General features: G+C 61.2%; 10 protein-coding genes. 7 read left to right on the top strand and 3 right to left on the bottom strand.

Annotation, left to right across the window (positions count from 1 at the left end):
- Window positions 1-19: 19 nt before the first annotated feature.
- From dinG to AC19YS_RS24460, 6 genes are all read left to right on the top strand, one after another.
- Window positions 20-2,164 carry an ATP-dependent DNA helicase DinG gene (gene dinG / locus AC19YS_RS24485; protein WP_119738807.1) on the top strand — a complete coding sequence of 715 codons (2,145 nt, stop codon included), beginning with the start codon at window positions 20-22 and terminating at the stop codon, window positions 2,162-2,164.
- A gap of 98 nt (window positions 2,165-2,262) precedes the next feature.
- Window positions 2,263-4,560: a beta-galactosidase gene (locus tag AC19YS_RS24480; protein ID WP_169368411.1), complete on the top strand. Its 2,298-nt coding sequence runs from the start codon at window positions 2,263-2,265 to the stop codon at window positions 4,558-4,560.
- A gap of 82 nt (window positions 4,561-4,642) precedes the next feature.
- Window positions 4,643-5,788: a serine hydrolase domain-containing protein gene (locus AC19YS_RS24475; RefSeq protein ID WP_124416630.1), complete on the top strand. Its 1,146-nt coding sequence runs from the start codon at window positions 4,643-4,645 to the stop codon at window positions 5,786-5,788.
- A gap of 143 nt (window positions 5,789-5,931) precedes the next feature.
- Window positions 5,932-7,092 carry an OmpA family protein gene (locus tag AC19YS_RS24470; protein WP_106577118.1) on the top strand — a complete coding sequence of 387 codons (1,161 nt, stop codon included), beginning with the start codon at window positions 5,932-5,934 and terminating at the stop codon, window positions 7,090-7,092.
- 27 nt (window positions 7,093-7,119) lie between these two features.
- Window positions 7,120-7,767 carry a pyridoxamine 5'-phosphate oxidase gene (pdxH, locus tag AC19YS_RS24465; RefSeq protein ID WP_106577117.1) on the top strand — a complete coding sequence of 216 codons (648 nt, stop codon included), beginning with the start codon at window positions 7,120-7,122 and terminating at the stop codon, window positions 7,765-7,767.
- Window positions 7,768-8,033: 266 nt separating this feature from the next.
- Complete coding sequence (locus AC19YS_RS24460; protein WP_003189251.1) at window positions 8,034-8,498, top strand: outer membrane lipoprotein; 465 nt, start codon at window positions 8,034-8,036, stop codon at window positions 8,496-8,498.
- Window positions 8,499-8,587: 89 nt separating this feature from the next.
- Here AC19YS_RS24460 and AC19YS_RS24455 read toward each other — a convergent pair whose 3' ends face one another.
- Window positions 8,588-10,210: a methyl-accepting chemotaxis protein gene (locus AC19YS_RS24455; RefSeq protein WP_119738811.1), complete on the bottom strand. Its 1,623-nt coding sequence runs from the start codon at window positions 10,208-10,210 to the stop codon at window positions 8,588-8,590.
- A 196-nt stretch (window positions 10,211-10,406) separates the two neighbouring features.
- On the bottom strand, window positions 10,407-11,582 hold the full coding sequence (gene nhaA / locus AC19YS_RS24450) for a Na+/H+ antiporter NhaA (protein WP_500602810.1): 1,176 nt from the start codon (window positions 11,580-11,582) through the stop codon (window positions 10,407-10,409).
- A 216-nt stretch (window positions 11,583-11,798) separates the two neighbouring features.
- On the opposite strand from nhaA, the gene AC19YS_RS24445 reads away from it, so the two are divergent.
- On the top strand, window positions 11,799-12,893 hold the full coding sequence (locus AC19YS_RS24445) for a PLP-dependent cysteine synthase family protein (RefSeq protein WP_500602809.1): 1,095 nt from the start codon (window positions 11,799-11,801) through the stop codon (window positions 12,891-12,893).
- Window positions 12,894-13,029: 136 nt separating this feature from the next.
- Here the strand turns inward: AC19YS_RS24445 and AC19YS_RS24440 are convergent, their stop codons facing one another.
- Window positions 13,030-14,643 (bottom strand): NAD(P)/FAD-dependent oxidoreductase, encoded by a 1,614-nt coding sequence (locus AC19YS_RS24440; protein ID WP_500602808.1) that lies wholly within the window; start codon window positions 14,641-14,643, stop codon window positions 13,030-13,032.
- Window positions 14,644-14,690 lie beyond the last annotated feature (47 nt).

Below are 14,690 nucleotides of genomic sequence, written 5' to 3'. Positions count from 1 at the left end.
TTTTTGCGCCCGACTATCCATGATCAGCACTGAACTCAAAACCACGATCCAGGGCGCCTATTCGCGTTTTCTCGAAGCCAAGAGCTTGAAACCGCGTTACGGCCAACGCCTGATGATCGCCGAAGTGGCCAAAGTCCTCGGGGATATCGACACCGACGACGAAGGTCGGCGCAGTGGCGACCCCGCGGTCGTGGCCGTCGAGGCCGGCACCGGTACCGGCAAGACCGTGGCCTATAGCCTGGCCGCAATCCCTACCGCCAAGGCCGCCGGCAAGCGCCTGGTGATTGCCACCGCCACCGTCGCCCTGCAAGAGCAGATCGTCTACAAAGACCTGCCCGACTTGATGCGCAACAGCGGCCTGAATTTCACCTTCGCCCTGGCCAAGGGCCGTGGCCGTTACATGTGCCTGTCCAAGCTCGACGTATTGCTGCAGGAAGGTCACGCCCAGACCGCCACGGCTTCGCTGTTCGAAGAGGAAGGCTTCAAGATCGAGGTTGATGAAGTCAGCCAGAAGCTGTTTACCAGCATGATCGAGAAACTTGCCGGCAACAAATGGGACGGCGACCGTGACAGCTGGCCCACCGCCCTGGAAGACGCCGACTGGGCGCGCCTGACCACCGACCACAGCCAGTGCACCAACCGGCATTGCCCCAACTTCGGCCAGTGCGCCTTCTATAAGGCCCGCGAGGGCATGGGCAAGGTCGACGTAATTGTCACCAACCACGACATGGTCCTGGCTGACCTGGCCCTGGGCGGCGGCGCTGTGTTGCCGGACCCGCGCGACACTCTTTACGTATTCGACGAAGGGCACCACTTGCCCGATAAGGCCATCGGCCATTTCGCCCACTACACCCGTTTGCGTTCCACCGCCGACTGGCTCGAAACCACCGCCAAGAACCTGACCAAATTGCTCGCCCAGCACCCGTTGCCCGGCGATCTGGGCAAGCTGATCGAGCAGGTGCCGGAGCTGGCGCGCGAGATCAAGACCCAGCAGCAATTCATGTTCAGCGCCTGCGAGCAGGTCGCCGACTTCAAACCCGGCGAAGACGTCGAAGGCCGCGAACGGCCGCGTCACCGGTTTGTCGGCGGATTGATCCCCGAGCACATGCGTGAAATGGGTATCGAGCTGAAAAAAGGCTTCTCACGGCTGACCGACCTGTTCACCCGCCTGACCGACCTGCTCAAGGAAGGCATGGATGGCGAGGTCAACATCGGTATCGCCAGCAACCAGGCCGAGGAATGGTACCCCCTGTTCGGCAGCCTGCTGTCGCGCGCCCAGGGCAATTGGGAGCTGTGGACCGCCTTTACCGTCGAAGACCCGGAAGACAACCCGCCCATGGCGCGCTGGCTGACCTTGTCCGAAAGCGGTGCGCTGTTTGATATCGAGGTCAACGCCAGCCCGATCCTGGCCGCCGAAATGCTGCGCCGCAACCTATGGAACGTGGCCTACGGCTGCCTGGTGACCTCGGCCACGCTGACCGCGCTGGGCACTTTCGACCGCTTCCGCATGCGTGCCGGCCTGCCGAAAAAGGCCGTCACCGCCGTGGTGCCGAGCCCGTTTCACCATGCCGATGCCGGTGTGCTGCGAGTGCCGGACCTCAAGGCCGACCCTCGCGACGCGGCCGCGCACACGGCCGCGATCATCCGCGACTTGCCGGACCTGGTGGAAGGTTCACGCGGCACCCTGGTGCTGTTTTCCTCGCGTAAACAGATGCAGGACGTGTTCGACGGCCTCGACCGCGACTGGCGCAAGCAGGTGTTCATCCAGGGCAACCTGTCCAAACAGGAAACCCTGAACAAGCACAAAGCGCGTGTTGATGGCGGTGATTCCAGCGTGTTGTTCGGCCTGGCCAGTTTCGCCGAAGGCGTGGACTTGCCCGGCGCCTACTGTGAACACGTGGTGATCGCCAAGATCCCGTTCTCGGTACCGGATGACCCGGTCGAGGCGGCCTTGGCCGAATGGATCGAGGCCCGTGGCGGTAACCCGTTCATGGAAATCTCGGTGCCGGATGCTTCCTTGAAGCTGGTCCAGGCCTGCGGGCGCTTGCTGCGTACCGAGGAAGACCGAGGCACCATCACCTTGCTCGACCGCCGTTTGGTCACGCAGCGCTATGGCAAGGCTATCCTCAATGCTTTGCCGCCCTTCAGGCGCGAAATTTCTTAAGCCACTGTGGGCGAATTCGCCCACTTCGTGGTCTATCTCACTGCCAACGCTTTATGTCATCAGGCCATTCACCGGCCGTTTGGGAGAACCTTGTTCGTATGATTCGCACGCTGCCCGCTCTGTTTGCCTTGTTGTTTGCCGCGCCCTTGATGGCCGCGCCTGCCGGGCAACAAACGCTGTTCAACTTCGTCCGGCCTGCCGATGTGGTCAAGGTCGCGACCCAGGACGCGAGCCTGCCGCAATACAACGCCGAACAAACCGCTGAGGGCGAGGTGCTGCGCCGCATCACCTTCAACCCGGCGGCCGAACCGAGCCTGGTGCTCAGCCCGCAGACCGGCGTGTGGGACTGGTCGCAGTCCGGCGCCATGAGCCTGCGTATCCAAAGCGCCATGGACTGGGCGCTGACCCTCTACGTCAAGGTGCAGAGCACCGACGGCCAGACGCTGGTCAGCCGCATCGACCTGCCGGCCGGCCCCGCTCAAACCCTGCTGATTCCGCTGCAGGCCAACTCGCCGCTGAGCCAGGGCATGAAGGCCGGGCCGCCGATGCCGATTACCGTGGAAGGCCAGCGTGTGCTGTTGGCCAGCAGCGCCGGGGCAATCGATCGTAGCCAGGTGGCGTCGGTCACTCTGTCGATGATCAAGCCCAACGCAGCCCAAAGCATCCTGCTGGAACGCTTTGGCGTGCAGGACAGCGAGCCGGTGCTGAAGGCCGCCTACAGCGCGCTGGTGGATGCGTATGGTCAGTCCACGCGTGCGCGTTGGCCGGAAAAAGTCAGCAGCGACGAACAACTCAAAGCCGCAGCGGCCAAGGAGCAGCAACAGCTCAAGGGCTGGCTGGCTGAGCGCGACAAGTCTGCCCTGGACCAATATGGCGGCTGGAACAAAGGCCCGACGTTTGAAGCAAGCGGCTTTTTCCGCACCGAGAAGCGCGATGGGCGCTGGTACCTGGTGACGCCGGAAGGCCATCCGTTCTACTCCCTGGGGGTCAATACGGTTGCGCCGGACGATAATCAAACCTACGTGGCCGGCCGCGAATGGATGTTTGCCGCGCTGCCCAAGTCCGGCGAGCCGTTCGACAAGTATTACGGCCGTGCGGATAACCGCGGCGGCAACGGCGCTGACCAGGGCCGGGGCTTCAATGTGGGGCGCTGGTACGACTTCTATGGCGCCAACCTGCAGCGCACCTATGACACGCAAGGTTTCGACCACAAGCGCTGGGTCACCCACACGCTGGACCGCCTGCAAGCCTGGGGTTTCAACACCGTGGGCAACTGGAGCGACGAGGATTTGGCCAGCGCCGACCGCGTGCCCTACACCTTGCCGCTGTCGATTGTCGGTGACTACGCCAGCATCAGCACCGGCACGGACTGGTGGGGCGGCATGCCCGACCCGTTCGACCCGCGTTTCGCCATGGCCACCGAGCGCGCCGTGGCGATCGCGGCCCGCGATCACCGCGACGACCCGTGGCTGATCGGCTTTTTTGCCGACAACGAGCTGGCCTGGGCTGGCCCTGGCGATGATCCAAAGTCGCGTTACGCCCTGGCGTACGGGACCTTGCGCATGACCACCGACGTGCCGGCCAAACGTGCGTTCCTCAAGCAACTGCGTGACAAATACCGTAATGAAGAAGGCCTCTCCAAAGCCTGGGGCATTCACCTGTCAGGCTGGGAGCTGATGGAAGACCCGGGTTTCGAGCCGCCGATGCCAAGCCCTGAGCACCCGGAAATCGAAGCCGACTTCAAATACTTCCAGAAGACCTTCGCCGATGCTTATTTCAAGACCATCTCCGATTCGTTGAAGTGGCACGCGCCCAACCAGCTGCTGCTGGGTGGCCGCTACGCCGTCAGCACCCCGGAAGCCGTGGCGTCCTGCGCCCAGTATTGCGATGTGCTGAGCTTCAACATGTACACCCTCAAGCCTCAGGACGGCTACGACTTCGCCGCCCTGCGCGCGTTGGATAAGCCGGTGCTGATCACCGAGTTCAACTTTGGCTCGGCGGATCGCGGTCCGTTCTGGGGCGGCGTGACTCAGCTGGCCAAGGAGGAAGACCGTGGCGTGGCGTACAGCAACTTCCTCAAGCAGGCCATGGCTGAGCCGTCGATCGTCGGCGTGCACTGGTTCCAGTACCTGGATCAACCGGTGACGGGGCGTCTGCTGGACGGTGAAAACGGCCACTTTGGCCTTGTGGGCATCACGGATGTGCCGTTCCAGGGCTTTGTCGACAGCGTGCGCAAAAGCAACCTGGCGGCCGTCGACCAACTGGGCAAGGAAGCCGAAAAAGCCAAGGCTGCCAGCGGGGTGCGTGAGAGTGAAGCCGGCAAGTCGGGGCACGACGGCAGAGGCGCGGGGCAGGGCGCCGGGCATGCTGGCGGTCACTCTGGAAATGGCCATTGATTCATATTTGACGGGTTCACAAAACCGCCAATGACTGGAACAATGTCGGCCACTTATTACGGTGTTTTCCGAGGCGGCTTAGGTGCAGATTCAGGGTCATTACGAGCTCCAGTTCGAAGCGGTACGTGAGGCATTCGCCGCATTGTTTGATGACCCGCAGGAGCGTGGTGCCGGGCTGTGTATCCAGATCGGCGGCGAAACCGTCGTCGACCTGTGGGCAGGCACCGCCGACAAGGACGGTGCCGAGGCCTGGCACAGCGACACCCTCGTCAACCTGTTTTCCTGCACCAAGACCTTCACCGCCGTGACGGCCCTGCAATTGGTGGCCGAGGGCAAGTTGCAACTCGACGCCCCTGTCGCCAATTACTGGCCCGAGTTTGCCGCGGCCGGTAAGGAAGCCATCACCCTGCGCCAGCTGCTCTGCCACCAGGCCGGGTTGCCGGCGATTCGCGAAATGCTCCCCGCCGAAGCCCTCTATGACTGGCAACTGATGGTCGACACCCTGGCGGCCGAAGCCCCATGGTGGACGCCGGGCCAAGGCCACGGCTACGAGGCCATCACGTATGGGTGGCTGGTCGGTGAATTGTTGCGTCGCGCCGACGGGCGTGGGCCCGGTGAATCAATTGTGGCGCGGGTTGCGCGGCCATTGGGGCTGGACTTTCATGTTGGCCTGGCGGACGAAGAGTTTTACCGTGTTGCGCATATAGCGCGCAGCAAAGGCAATATGGGCGATGAAGCCGCTCAACGATTACTGCAAGTTATGATGCGCGAACCTGCGGCCATGACTACGCGTGCATTTGCCAACCCACCGTCTATTCTGACAAGCACTAATAAGCCTCAATGGCGGCGCATGCAGCAGCCAGCGGCAAATGGACACGGTAATGCGCGTAGCCTGGCGGGCTTTTATAGCGGATTGTTGGACGGTAGTTTGCTCGAGGCGGACATGCTCGAACAATTGACCCGCGAACACAGTATCGGACCGGATAAAACTTTATTGACCCAAACGCGTTTTGGCTTGGGCTGCATGTTGGATCAACCGCACTTGCCCAATGCGACGTTCGGCCTTGGCCCACGTGCGTTTGGGCATCCGGGGGCGGGTGGTTCGGTTGGTTTTGCCGATCCGGAACATGATGTAGCATTTGGTTTCGTGACTAATACACTGGGGCCTTATGTACTTATGGACCCGCGTGCACAGAAGTTGGTCGGAATATTGGCCGGTTGTCTGTAAAGAGCTTGCTGTTTCACGTTTTTTTGTTACAAAGGCAACTATAAGAAGGCGCTGAACGAAATTTTGTAACTTCAATGTTCTGTAAGCGTCTGTTTAACGGGTCAACCAGACCCTCCGGTTTTTTCTCATTTTGTGGATATCTCATGTTATCGAACAAGTCCTTGGCACTCGCGCTGTGCCTCACAATTACGGGTTGCGCACAAACTCCACAAAATGATGCCGAGGGTGGGCATTGGTGGTCATTTGGATCAGACAAGGCTGCTACCAAGGACGCAGTAACCAAAACCGACGCCGTGCCGGATGCAAAACCCGCCGCTGGCGCCAAGCCCGCAGCCCCGGTTGCCGCCGCCGCTGCTCCAGCGCCTGCCGCTGCTGCCGCCCCTGCGCCCGTAGCCAAGGCTGAGACCGGCTCCAGCTGGTGGCCGTTCGCCTCTAAAAGCGCCGATGAAAAAGCGGCTGATGCCAAAGCCGATCTGAAAGCCGACCTCAAGGCGGCAGACCCGACGACCCCGGCGGTGGCCAAGACCGACACCGATACCAAATGGTGGTGGCCTTTCGAAAGCAAGCCAAAACCATTGGCCAAGGTCGACGTGACCAACGTGCCGATGCCTGACCCGAAAATCACTCAAGCCTGGCTGGACGACTATGAGCCGCGCCTGCGTGCGGCCATCAAGGACAGCAACCTGCAATTGGAGCGTCGCGAAAACGTATTGGTCGTGATCGCCCCGGTTGATGGCTCTTACAACCCGAAACGCCCGGCGATGCTGCTGCCAGTTACGTTGGGCCCGTTCACTCGCGTGGCCAAGGCGGTTGAAGGCGATCCGAAGACCGCTGTGTTGGTCTTAGGCCACGTCGACACCAATGGTGCCGAGCCAGTGAGCCAGGCATTGACCCGCGAGCGCGCGCAGTCCATCGCTTCGATTTTCAGCCTCAGCGGCTTGAAGCAGGATCGCCTGATGATGCGTGGCATGGGCGACCTTATGCCGCGGGCTGCCAACGATAGCAATCAGGGGCGTGCGCTGAACCGTCGCATGGAAATCATGTTCACTCAGCGTACAACGATGTTGGCGTTGTTGAGCAAGTACAACTCGGGCAAGCCACCGGTTGCGGAAATGGTTGCCGTGCAGACTGCACCCGCTCCCGTACCGGCGCCTGCTGCGAAAAAAGCCGCTCCGGCGAAAAAGGCTCCGGTCAAGAAAGCCGCTGCCAAGCCTGTTGCGAAAAAAGCTGCCGCCAAGCCGGCCGCGAAAAAAGCCGCACCCAAGGCCGACGCTCCAGCGACAAACGACCAGGCGAAAAACTGATCTGTTGAACCAGAAGGATAAAGCCGCATGACCCAGGCATTGGCCGATATGCGCCGTGACTACACACGGGACGGTTTGAGCGAGGCCCAGGCCCCGGGCGAGCCGTTTGCATTGTTCCACCAGTGGTTTGCCGATGCGGTGAAAACCGAGCAGCCACCGGTGGAAGCCAATGCCATGACTCTGGCCACGGTAGACCAGGACGGTCGTCCGCACTGTCGTATCCTGTTGCTCAAAGGCCTGGATACACAGGGTTTTACCTTCTTCACCAATTATCAGAGTGCCAAGGGCGAACAGCTTGCGGCACAGCCATTTGCAGCCATGACCTTCTTCTGGCCCACCCTGGAGCGCCAGGTGCGCATCGAAGGGCGGGTGGTCAAGGTCACGCCTGAAGAGTCGGATGCTTACTTTCAGGTCCGCCCATTGGGAAGCCGTCTTGGGGCCTGGGCGTCGCCGCAGAGCCGGGTCATCCGTGATCGCGAAGAGCTGCAAGATTTGCTCAAGGCCACCGAGCAGCGTTTCAGCGACATCCAACCCGATTGCCCTGAGCATTGGGGCGGGTATCGCCTGCTGCCCGAGCGCATCGAGTTCTGGCAGGGTCGCGCCAGTCGCCTGCATGATCGCCTCAACTACCGCCTGCAAGCCGGCGAGTGGACTCGTGAGCGCCTGGCGCCCTGAGTTTCACCTTTCGTCACCTCGTTCGAATGTTGCCCGCCACGGCGAAGTCTTTATCCATATGTCTTCGGCGTGTGCTGCTGCGCGACTACAATAATGATGAACGCGTTCATGACATTCTTCGGAACAGTTGAGTGCAACCGTTCGTCTATTTTTCTGGTGCTGGCAGTCTGTACTAAGGCTGAATGAAAGCAATTTTCTGCGGTGCTCGCCGTGACAGGCGCCAAGCCGCAGCGTCTAATGAATACCTGTCCTTTGGAGTTGATGCTATGCGTAAGTCCGTTTTACTAGTTGCCTGCTTTACCACCCTGTCGTTGCTGTTGGGTGGCTGCGCCTCGAGTCTGACCGGCGACTCGTACTCTCGTGACGAGGCGCGTCGTGTACAGACCGTTCGCATGGGCACCATTGAATCCCTGCGTCCAGTGAAAATCGAAGGCACCAAGACCCCAATTGGCGGCGCTGCTGGCGCAGTCATCGGCGGCGTTGGCGGCAGCGCCATCGGCGGCGGCCGTGGCAGCATTGTGACCGCCGTGATCGGCGCCGTAGCCGGCGGCCTGTTGGGCTCGGCCACTGAAGAAGGCCTGACCCGCACCCAAGGCGTGGAAATCACCGTTCGCGAAGACGACGGCAGCATGCGTGCCTACGTACAAGCCGTGCAGGAAAATGAAATCTTCCGCATCGGCGACCGTGTACGCATCATGACCGTTGACGGTACCAGCCGCGTTACTCGTTAAACGCCGGTCCTGGCAATAAAAAACCCCAACCGAGTGATCGGTTGGGGTTTTTTATTGCAGGCGCGGTGTGCCGCGCACGCTGCGTGACTTCAAACCTGGAAGTGCTTGACCATCGTGTTCAACTCGTGGGCCAGGCTTGCGAGGGATTGCGAGGCTGCAGTCGTTTGGGTCGAGCCCTCTGCCGACTGAATCGATAGCTGCTGAATGTTCAGCAAGTTGCGATCGACTGCTCGAGCAACGTCGGCTTGTTCCGCCGCCGCCGTGGTGATCACCAGGTTGCGGTCATTGATTTCATCGTTGGCGGCCAGAATGTCTGCCAGCGCTTGTTGCGCCAGCTCGGCCAGCCCCAAGGTTTGCTGAGTCATGGCGCTGCTGTCGAGCATGGTGTTGACGGTGCTGGCCGTGTTGGCTTGAATGCTGCCGATCATCTGCTCGATTTCCTGGGTCGATTGGGCGGTGCGATGGGCCAGTGCACGAACCTCGTCGGCGACCACCGCGAAACCACGCCCGGCCTCACCGGCACGCGCGGCTTCGATGGCCGCGTTAAGCGCCAGCAGGTTGGTTTGCTCGGCAATGGTGCGGATCACATCGAGCACTTTGCCGATGCCTTTGGCCTGCTCGGCGAGGCCGCCCACTTGCCCTGAGCTGACCTCGACCCCACGGGTCAGCGCCTGGATCGAATTCAGTGCCTCGACCATGCGCTGTTGGCCCTTCAGCGCAATGCTGCGTGATTCCTGGGACAGGTCGGAGGTTGATGCCGCGTTTCGCGCGACCTCCTCAATCGCGGTGGTCATCTGAGTGACGGCCGTGGCTGCCTGCTCGATTTCGCCATGTTGCTGTTGCAGGTCGCGGCTGCCCTCTGCGGTGACGGCATTCAACTCTTCGGCCGCAGCGGCCAGCTGGCTGGATGAGCCGGTGATTTGCCGCAGGGTCTGCACCAGGTTGTTACGCATGGTTTCCTGTGCCCGGAGCAAGCGCGTGGCTTCGTCATTGCCCGTAGGGTTTATGGGCTGGGTGAGGTCGCCCTTGGCGATGGTTTCGGCCACCTGCACCGCTTCAATGATGGGGCCGGTAATGCTGCGGGTCAGCAACCAGGCCACCAGCACTGTGCCGGCACTGACCAGCAAAATGACGATTGTGATGCCGCTCACGGCATGCTGGTAAGCGCCTACGGAGGTTTGGCCGGCCTGTTCGGCGCCTTTGTTGGCGAGGTCGATCAACTGGTCGAAGTTCTTGGTCATCTGCTCGTAGCTTTCTCGAATACTGTTGAGAAAGTCGCGGGCGCCGGCTTTGTCGCCCGAGCGCGAGCGCTTGAGCATTTCGGTATGGTTCTTCGCGTAGGCATCCAGGCTCTGGTTGAACACATCCAGACGCGATTTTTCCTCGGGTGTGCGTAGCAGCGCGGCATATTGGGCCAGCTGTTCCTTGACGCTTTTCAGGCGGCCGGCGGATTTGTCTTCATAGGTCTGCATGTCCGCATCGCTTGACGACAGGATGTGCGCCATTTCGCCCAAGCGAAAACGGTCGAGCGACGCGTTGGCCAGGGCCAGAATCCTGACACGCTGCATCCAGTTGTTCTGAATGTCGGCCGCCTGGGACTGGACTTCGCCAATCTGTTTGAGGGCGAACAGACCGAGAAACACACTCAGCGACGCAATGGCCGCGAAGCCAATGAAGGCTCTGGCAGCGATTCTTATATTTCTCAGGAACATGGGATTTTCGCTCGGGCTGAATACGCGTTGGAGAGCTGTGTCGGGCGGGTGTCCCTGGCAGGGACAGTGGTAGCGCCACAATCACTAGTCGGCGGCGCGCGCAAAGTCTTTAGGCGTTTGAGGTAAGTGTCATCTTCAGAAAAAGAAAAACCCCAATCGGGCTCACCGATTGGGGTTTTGGGTGCTTTCGCAACCCTCAGGCTTTCTTGCGACTCGCCATCGCGGTCACGGCATAGCCAATACACGCGGCCAGGATCGACCCGGTCAGAATACCCATTCGATCCTCCCCGGCGAATTCGCTGGCACCCGGCACAAACGCCAGTGAACCGACAAACAGGCTCATGGTAAAGCCGATACCGCACAGGATCGCCACCCCGAACACCTGGCCCCAGTTCGCGCCGCTGGGCAGCGCGGCAAGGCCGGTCTTGATGGCGAGCCAGGTGAGGCCGAATACGCCGATGGTCTTGCCGATCAACAGGCCGGCGGCGATGCCCATGGGCACATGGTGAGTGAAGCTTTCCAGGCTCACGCCGGCCAGGGAAACGCCCGCGTTGGCGAAGGCAAACAGCGGCAGGATGGCGTAGGCCACCCACGGATGCAGGGCGTGTTCCAACGTCCTCAGGGGCGAGGGCTCGGCATTTTTGGTGCGCAGCGGGATGCAGAAGGCCAGGGTCACGCCGGCCAGCGTGGCATGCACGCCACTCTTGAGCACACACACCCACAGGATCAGACCGATGATCAGGTAGGGCCCGAGTTTGATCACGCCCAGGCGGTTCATCGCGATCAAGGCAATCAGGCACGCCCCTGCACCGGCCAGAGCAGCACCGGACAGTTCCGCGGAGTAGAACACGGCGATGACGATGATTGCGCCGAGGTCATCAATGATCGCCAGGGTCATCAGGAACAGTTTCAGCGATACCGGCACGCGCTTGCCCAACAGGGCCAGCACGCCCAGTGCAAAAGCGATATCGGTGGCCATGGGGATCGCCCAGCCGGAGAGTGCAGCGGGATAGTCCTTGTTGATAGCCCAGTAGATCAGCGCCGGCACCACCATGCCGCCAATGGCTGCGGCCCCCGGCAGTACCACTTGCGAGGGTTTGGACAGGTGGCCGTCGAGCAGCTCGCGCTTCACCTCCAGGCCGATCAGCAGGAAGAACAAGGCCATCAGGCCATCGTTGATCCACAGCAGGGCAGGCTTGGCGATTTTCAGCGCGCCAATCTGTGCCACCACCGGTACATCGAGAAACGCGTTGTACAGGTGTGACAACGGTGAATTGTTGATGATCAGCGCCAAGGCGGCAGCGGCGATCAACAACAGACCGCTGGCGGCTTCCAGCTGGAAGAAACGGGTGAAAGTGCTACGCAGAGGCAAGGGATGCTCTCCAATCCAGGTTCAATAGGTGGGTACCCTAACCCGTACCGTTAGTTGTTAAAACAAAAGTTATATTCTTATTTGTTATAAGGGACGGGCAGAGTCGGCGTTGCGCCAGAGCCTAGCAATTGTGTGTCTATTTGAGTCGCCACTGTATCTGTGTGCAGTGTAGGAAACTCCCTAAAATTGGCGCTGAAATCTTTAGAGACGCACCTTATGAGTGACCACCGTACCTGGGCCCGCGAAGCCATTCGCATCATTGAAGCGGACTTCCAGCGCAGCGCCGACACGCACCTGATCCCTTTGCCGTTGCCGGGGTTGCCGGGTATCGAGTTGTACTTCAAGGACGAGTCCAGCCACCCCACCGGCAGCCTGAAGCATCGGCTGGCCCGTTCACTGTTTCTGTACGCGCTGTGTAATGGCTGGCTCAAGCCGGGCGCGCCGGTAATTGAGGCCTCCAGCGGGTCGACGGCAATTTCGGAAGCGTATTTCGCGCGCCTGCTTGGCCTGCCGTTCATTGCGGTGATGCCAGCCACCACGTCTCAGGAGAAAATCGCCCAGATCGCCTTCTACGGCGGCAAGAGCCATCTGGTGAAGGATCCGACGCAGATTTACGCCGAGTCCGAGCGGTTGGCGCAGGAAAGTGGCGGTCACTTCATGGACCAATTCACCTATGCCGAGCGCGCGACGGACTGGCGGGCGAACAACAATATCGCCGAGTCGATCTTCCAACAGATGCGGTTTGAGCATTACCCCGAGCCGAGCTGGTTGATTTCCAGCCCTGGCACCGGCGGCACCACCGCGACGCTGGGGCGTTACGTGCGCTATCGCCAGCATTGCACCCGCGTGCTGTGTGCCGACGCCGAACGCTCGGTGTTCTTTGACTATTACCAGACGGGCGACGCCAGCTTGCGCCTGGATTGCGGTTCGCGGATCGAAGGGATCGGCCGGCCACGCGTCGAGGCGTCGTTTTTGCCCAAGGTGATTGATGCGATGGTCAAGGTACCGGATGCGCTGTCACTGGCGGCCATGCATTACTTGGCCGAGCGTCTCGGGCGGCGGGTCGGTGGTTCCAGCGGGACCAACCTGATCGGTGCCTTGGTGGCGGCGCGGCAGATGCAAGCGGCGGGGGAGTCTGGGTCGATCGTGGCAATTTTGTGTGACGGGGGCGAGCGGTATGCCACGACTTACTACGATCAGGCGTGGCTCGCCGGGCAACGGTATGAGTTGAGCGGGCTGATTGCCGCCGTTGCGGCCAGTGTTGAACGGGGTGAGCCGTTGCCGGAGACAATCCTGCGCGCAAACATCTGAAAACCGGCAAAGACCATTGTGGGGGCGGGCTTGCCTACGATGCCGGTGTTTCAGTCGATAAGTTCGGCGACTGAGACTCTGCCATCGCAGGCAAGCCCGCTCCCACCTTTGATCGGGGTTGGCTGTAATAGAGTGCTTAGGCCTCGATGCCGAGCATATCCCGCGCCAACGCCTCGGCAATCCGAATCCCGTCAACGCCCGCCGACAGAATCCCACCGGCATAACCCGCGCCTTCACCGGCCGGGAACAAACCTTTCACGTTCAAGCTCTGCATCGACTCGTTACGGGTAATCCGCAGCGGCGAGGACGTGCGCGTCTCGATCCCGGTCAGCACCGCATCGTGCAACGAGTAGCCTTTGATCTGCTTCTCGAACGCCGGCAACGCTTCACGAATCGCTTCGATGGCAAAGTCCGGCAAGGCCAGGGCCAAGTCACCCAGCGACACGCCGGGCTTGTAGGACGGTTCCACGCTGCCGATGGCCGTGGACGGCTTGCCCGCGATGAAATCCCCCACCAGTTGCGCCGGAGCCTCGTAGTTGCTGCCGCCGAGGATGTAGGCGTGGGACTCCAGGCGCTCCTGCAACTCGATGCCCGCCAGCGGGCCACCCGGGTAGTCCACCTCCGGCGTGATGCCGACGACGATGCCGGAGTTGGCATTGCGTTCGTTGCGCGAGTACTGGCTCATGCCGTTGGTTACCACGCGGTTCGGCTCGGACGTGGCCGCCACCACCGTGCCGCCCGGGCACATGCAGAAGCTATAGACCGAGCGGCCATTTTTGGCGTGGTGCACCAGCTTATAGTCGGCCGCGCCGAGTTTAGGATGCCCGGCGTATTTGCCCAGGCGCGCCGCGTCGATCAGCGATTGCGGGTGTTCAATCCTGAAGCCCACCGAGAACGGCTTGGCCTCCATGTACACGCCACGCCCGTGCAGCATGCGGAAGGTGTCGCGGGCGCTGTGGCCCAGGGCCAGGATCACGTGCTTGGAGAGCAGTTGCTCGCCACCGTCGATGACCACGCCGTTCAGCTGGCCGTCTTCGATCAGCACATCGGTAACGCGCTGTTCGAAACGCACTTCACCGCCCAGGGCGATGATCTGCTGGCGCATGTTTTCCACCACGCCGGTCAGGCGGAACGTGCCGATGTGCGGCTTGCTGACGTAGAGGATTTCTTCCGGCGCACCGGCCTTGACGAACTCGAGCAGGACCTTGCGACCGTGGAATTTCGGGTCCTTGATCTGGCTGTAGAGCTTGCCGTCGGAGAAGGTCCCGGCGCCGCCTTCACCAAACTGCACGTTGGACTCGGGATTGAGCACGTTTTTGCGCCACAGGCCCCAGGTGTCCTTGGTGCGCTGGCGCACTTCTTTGCCGCGCTCGAGGATGATCGGCTTGAAGCCCATTTGCGCGAGCAGCAGCCCGGCGAAGATCCCGCACGGACCAAACCCCACCACGATCGGCCGTTCGACCAGGCCTTCCGGCGCCTGACCCACCACCTTGTAACTGACATCCGGCGCCGGGTTGACGTTGCGGTCATCGGCGAACTTGAGCAGCAGGGCGGCTTCGCCTTTCACGTTCAGGTCGATGGTGTAGATGAAGCACAGCTCCGACGACTTTTTGCGGGCGTCATAGCTGCGTTTGAACAGGGTGAAATCGAGCAGGTCATCACTGGCGATGCCCAGGCGCTGCACGATGGCAGGCCGCAGGTCTTCTTCGGGATGGTCGATGGGCAGCTTGAGTTCGGTGATTCGTAACATGACGGGATCCGGTAGGCGGCGGACAAAAAGGCCGGCTGTTTTGCAAA

The sequence above is a fragment of the Pseudomonas sp. MF08831 genome (assembly GCF_059862645.1).
This window is presented reverse-complemented; position numbering and strand designations above follow the sequence as displayed.

Coding starts and splice junctions, on each gene's coding strand:
- dinG (WP_119738807.1), top strand. CDS start 20: ATGATCAGCACTGAACTCAAAACCACGATCCAGGGCGCCTATTCGCGT.
- AC19YS_RS24480 (WP_169368411.1), top strand. CDS start 2,263: ATGATTCGCACGCTGCCCGCTCTGTTTGCCTTGTTGTTTGCCGCGCCC.
- AC19YS_RS24470 (WP_106577118.1), top strand. CDS start 5,932: ATGTTATCGAACAAGTCCTTGGCACTCGCGCTGTGCCTCACAATTACG.
- pdxH (WP_106577117.1), top strand. CDS start 7,120: ATGACCCAGGCATTGGCCGATATGCGCCGTGACTACACACGGGACGGT.
- AC19YS_RS24460 (WP_003189251.1), top strand. CDS start 8,034: ATGCGTAAGTCCGTTTTACTAGTTGCCTGCTTTACCACCCTGTCGTTG.
- AC19YS_RS24455 (WP_119738811.1), bottom strand. CDS start 10,210: ATGTTCCTGAGAAATATAAGAATCGCTGCCAGAGCCTTCATTGGCTTC.
- AC19YS_RS24445 (WP_500602809.1), top strand. CDS start 11,799: ATGAGTGACCACCGTACCTGGGCCCGCGAAGCCATTCGCATCATTGAA.
- AC19YS_RS24440 (WP_500602808.1), bottom strand. CDS start 14,643: ATGTTACGAATCACCGAACTCAAGCTGCCCATCGACCATCCCGAAGAA.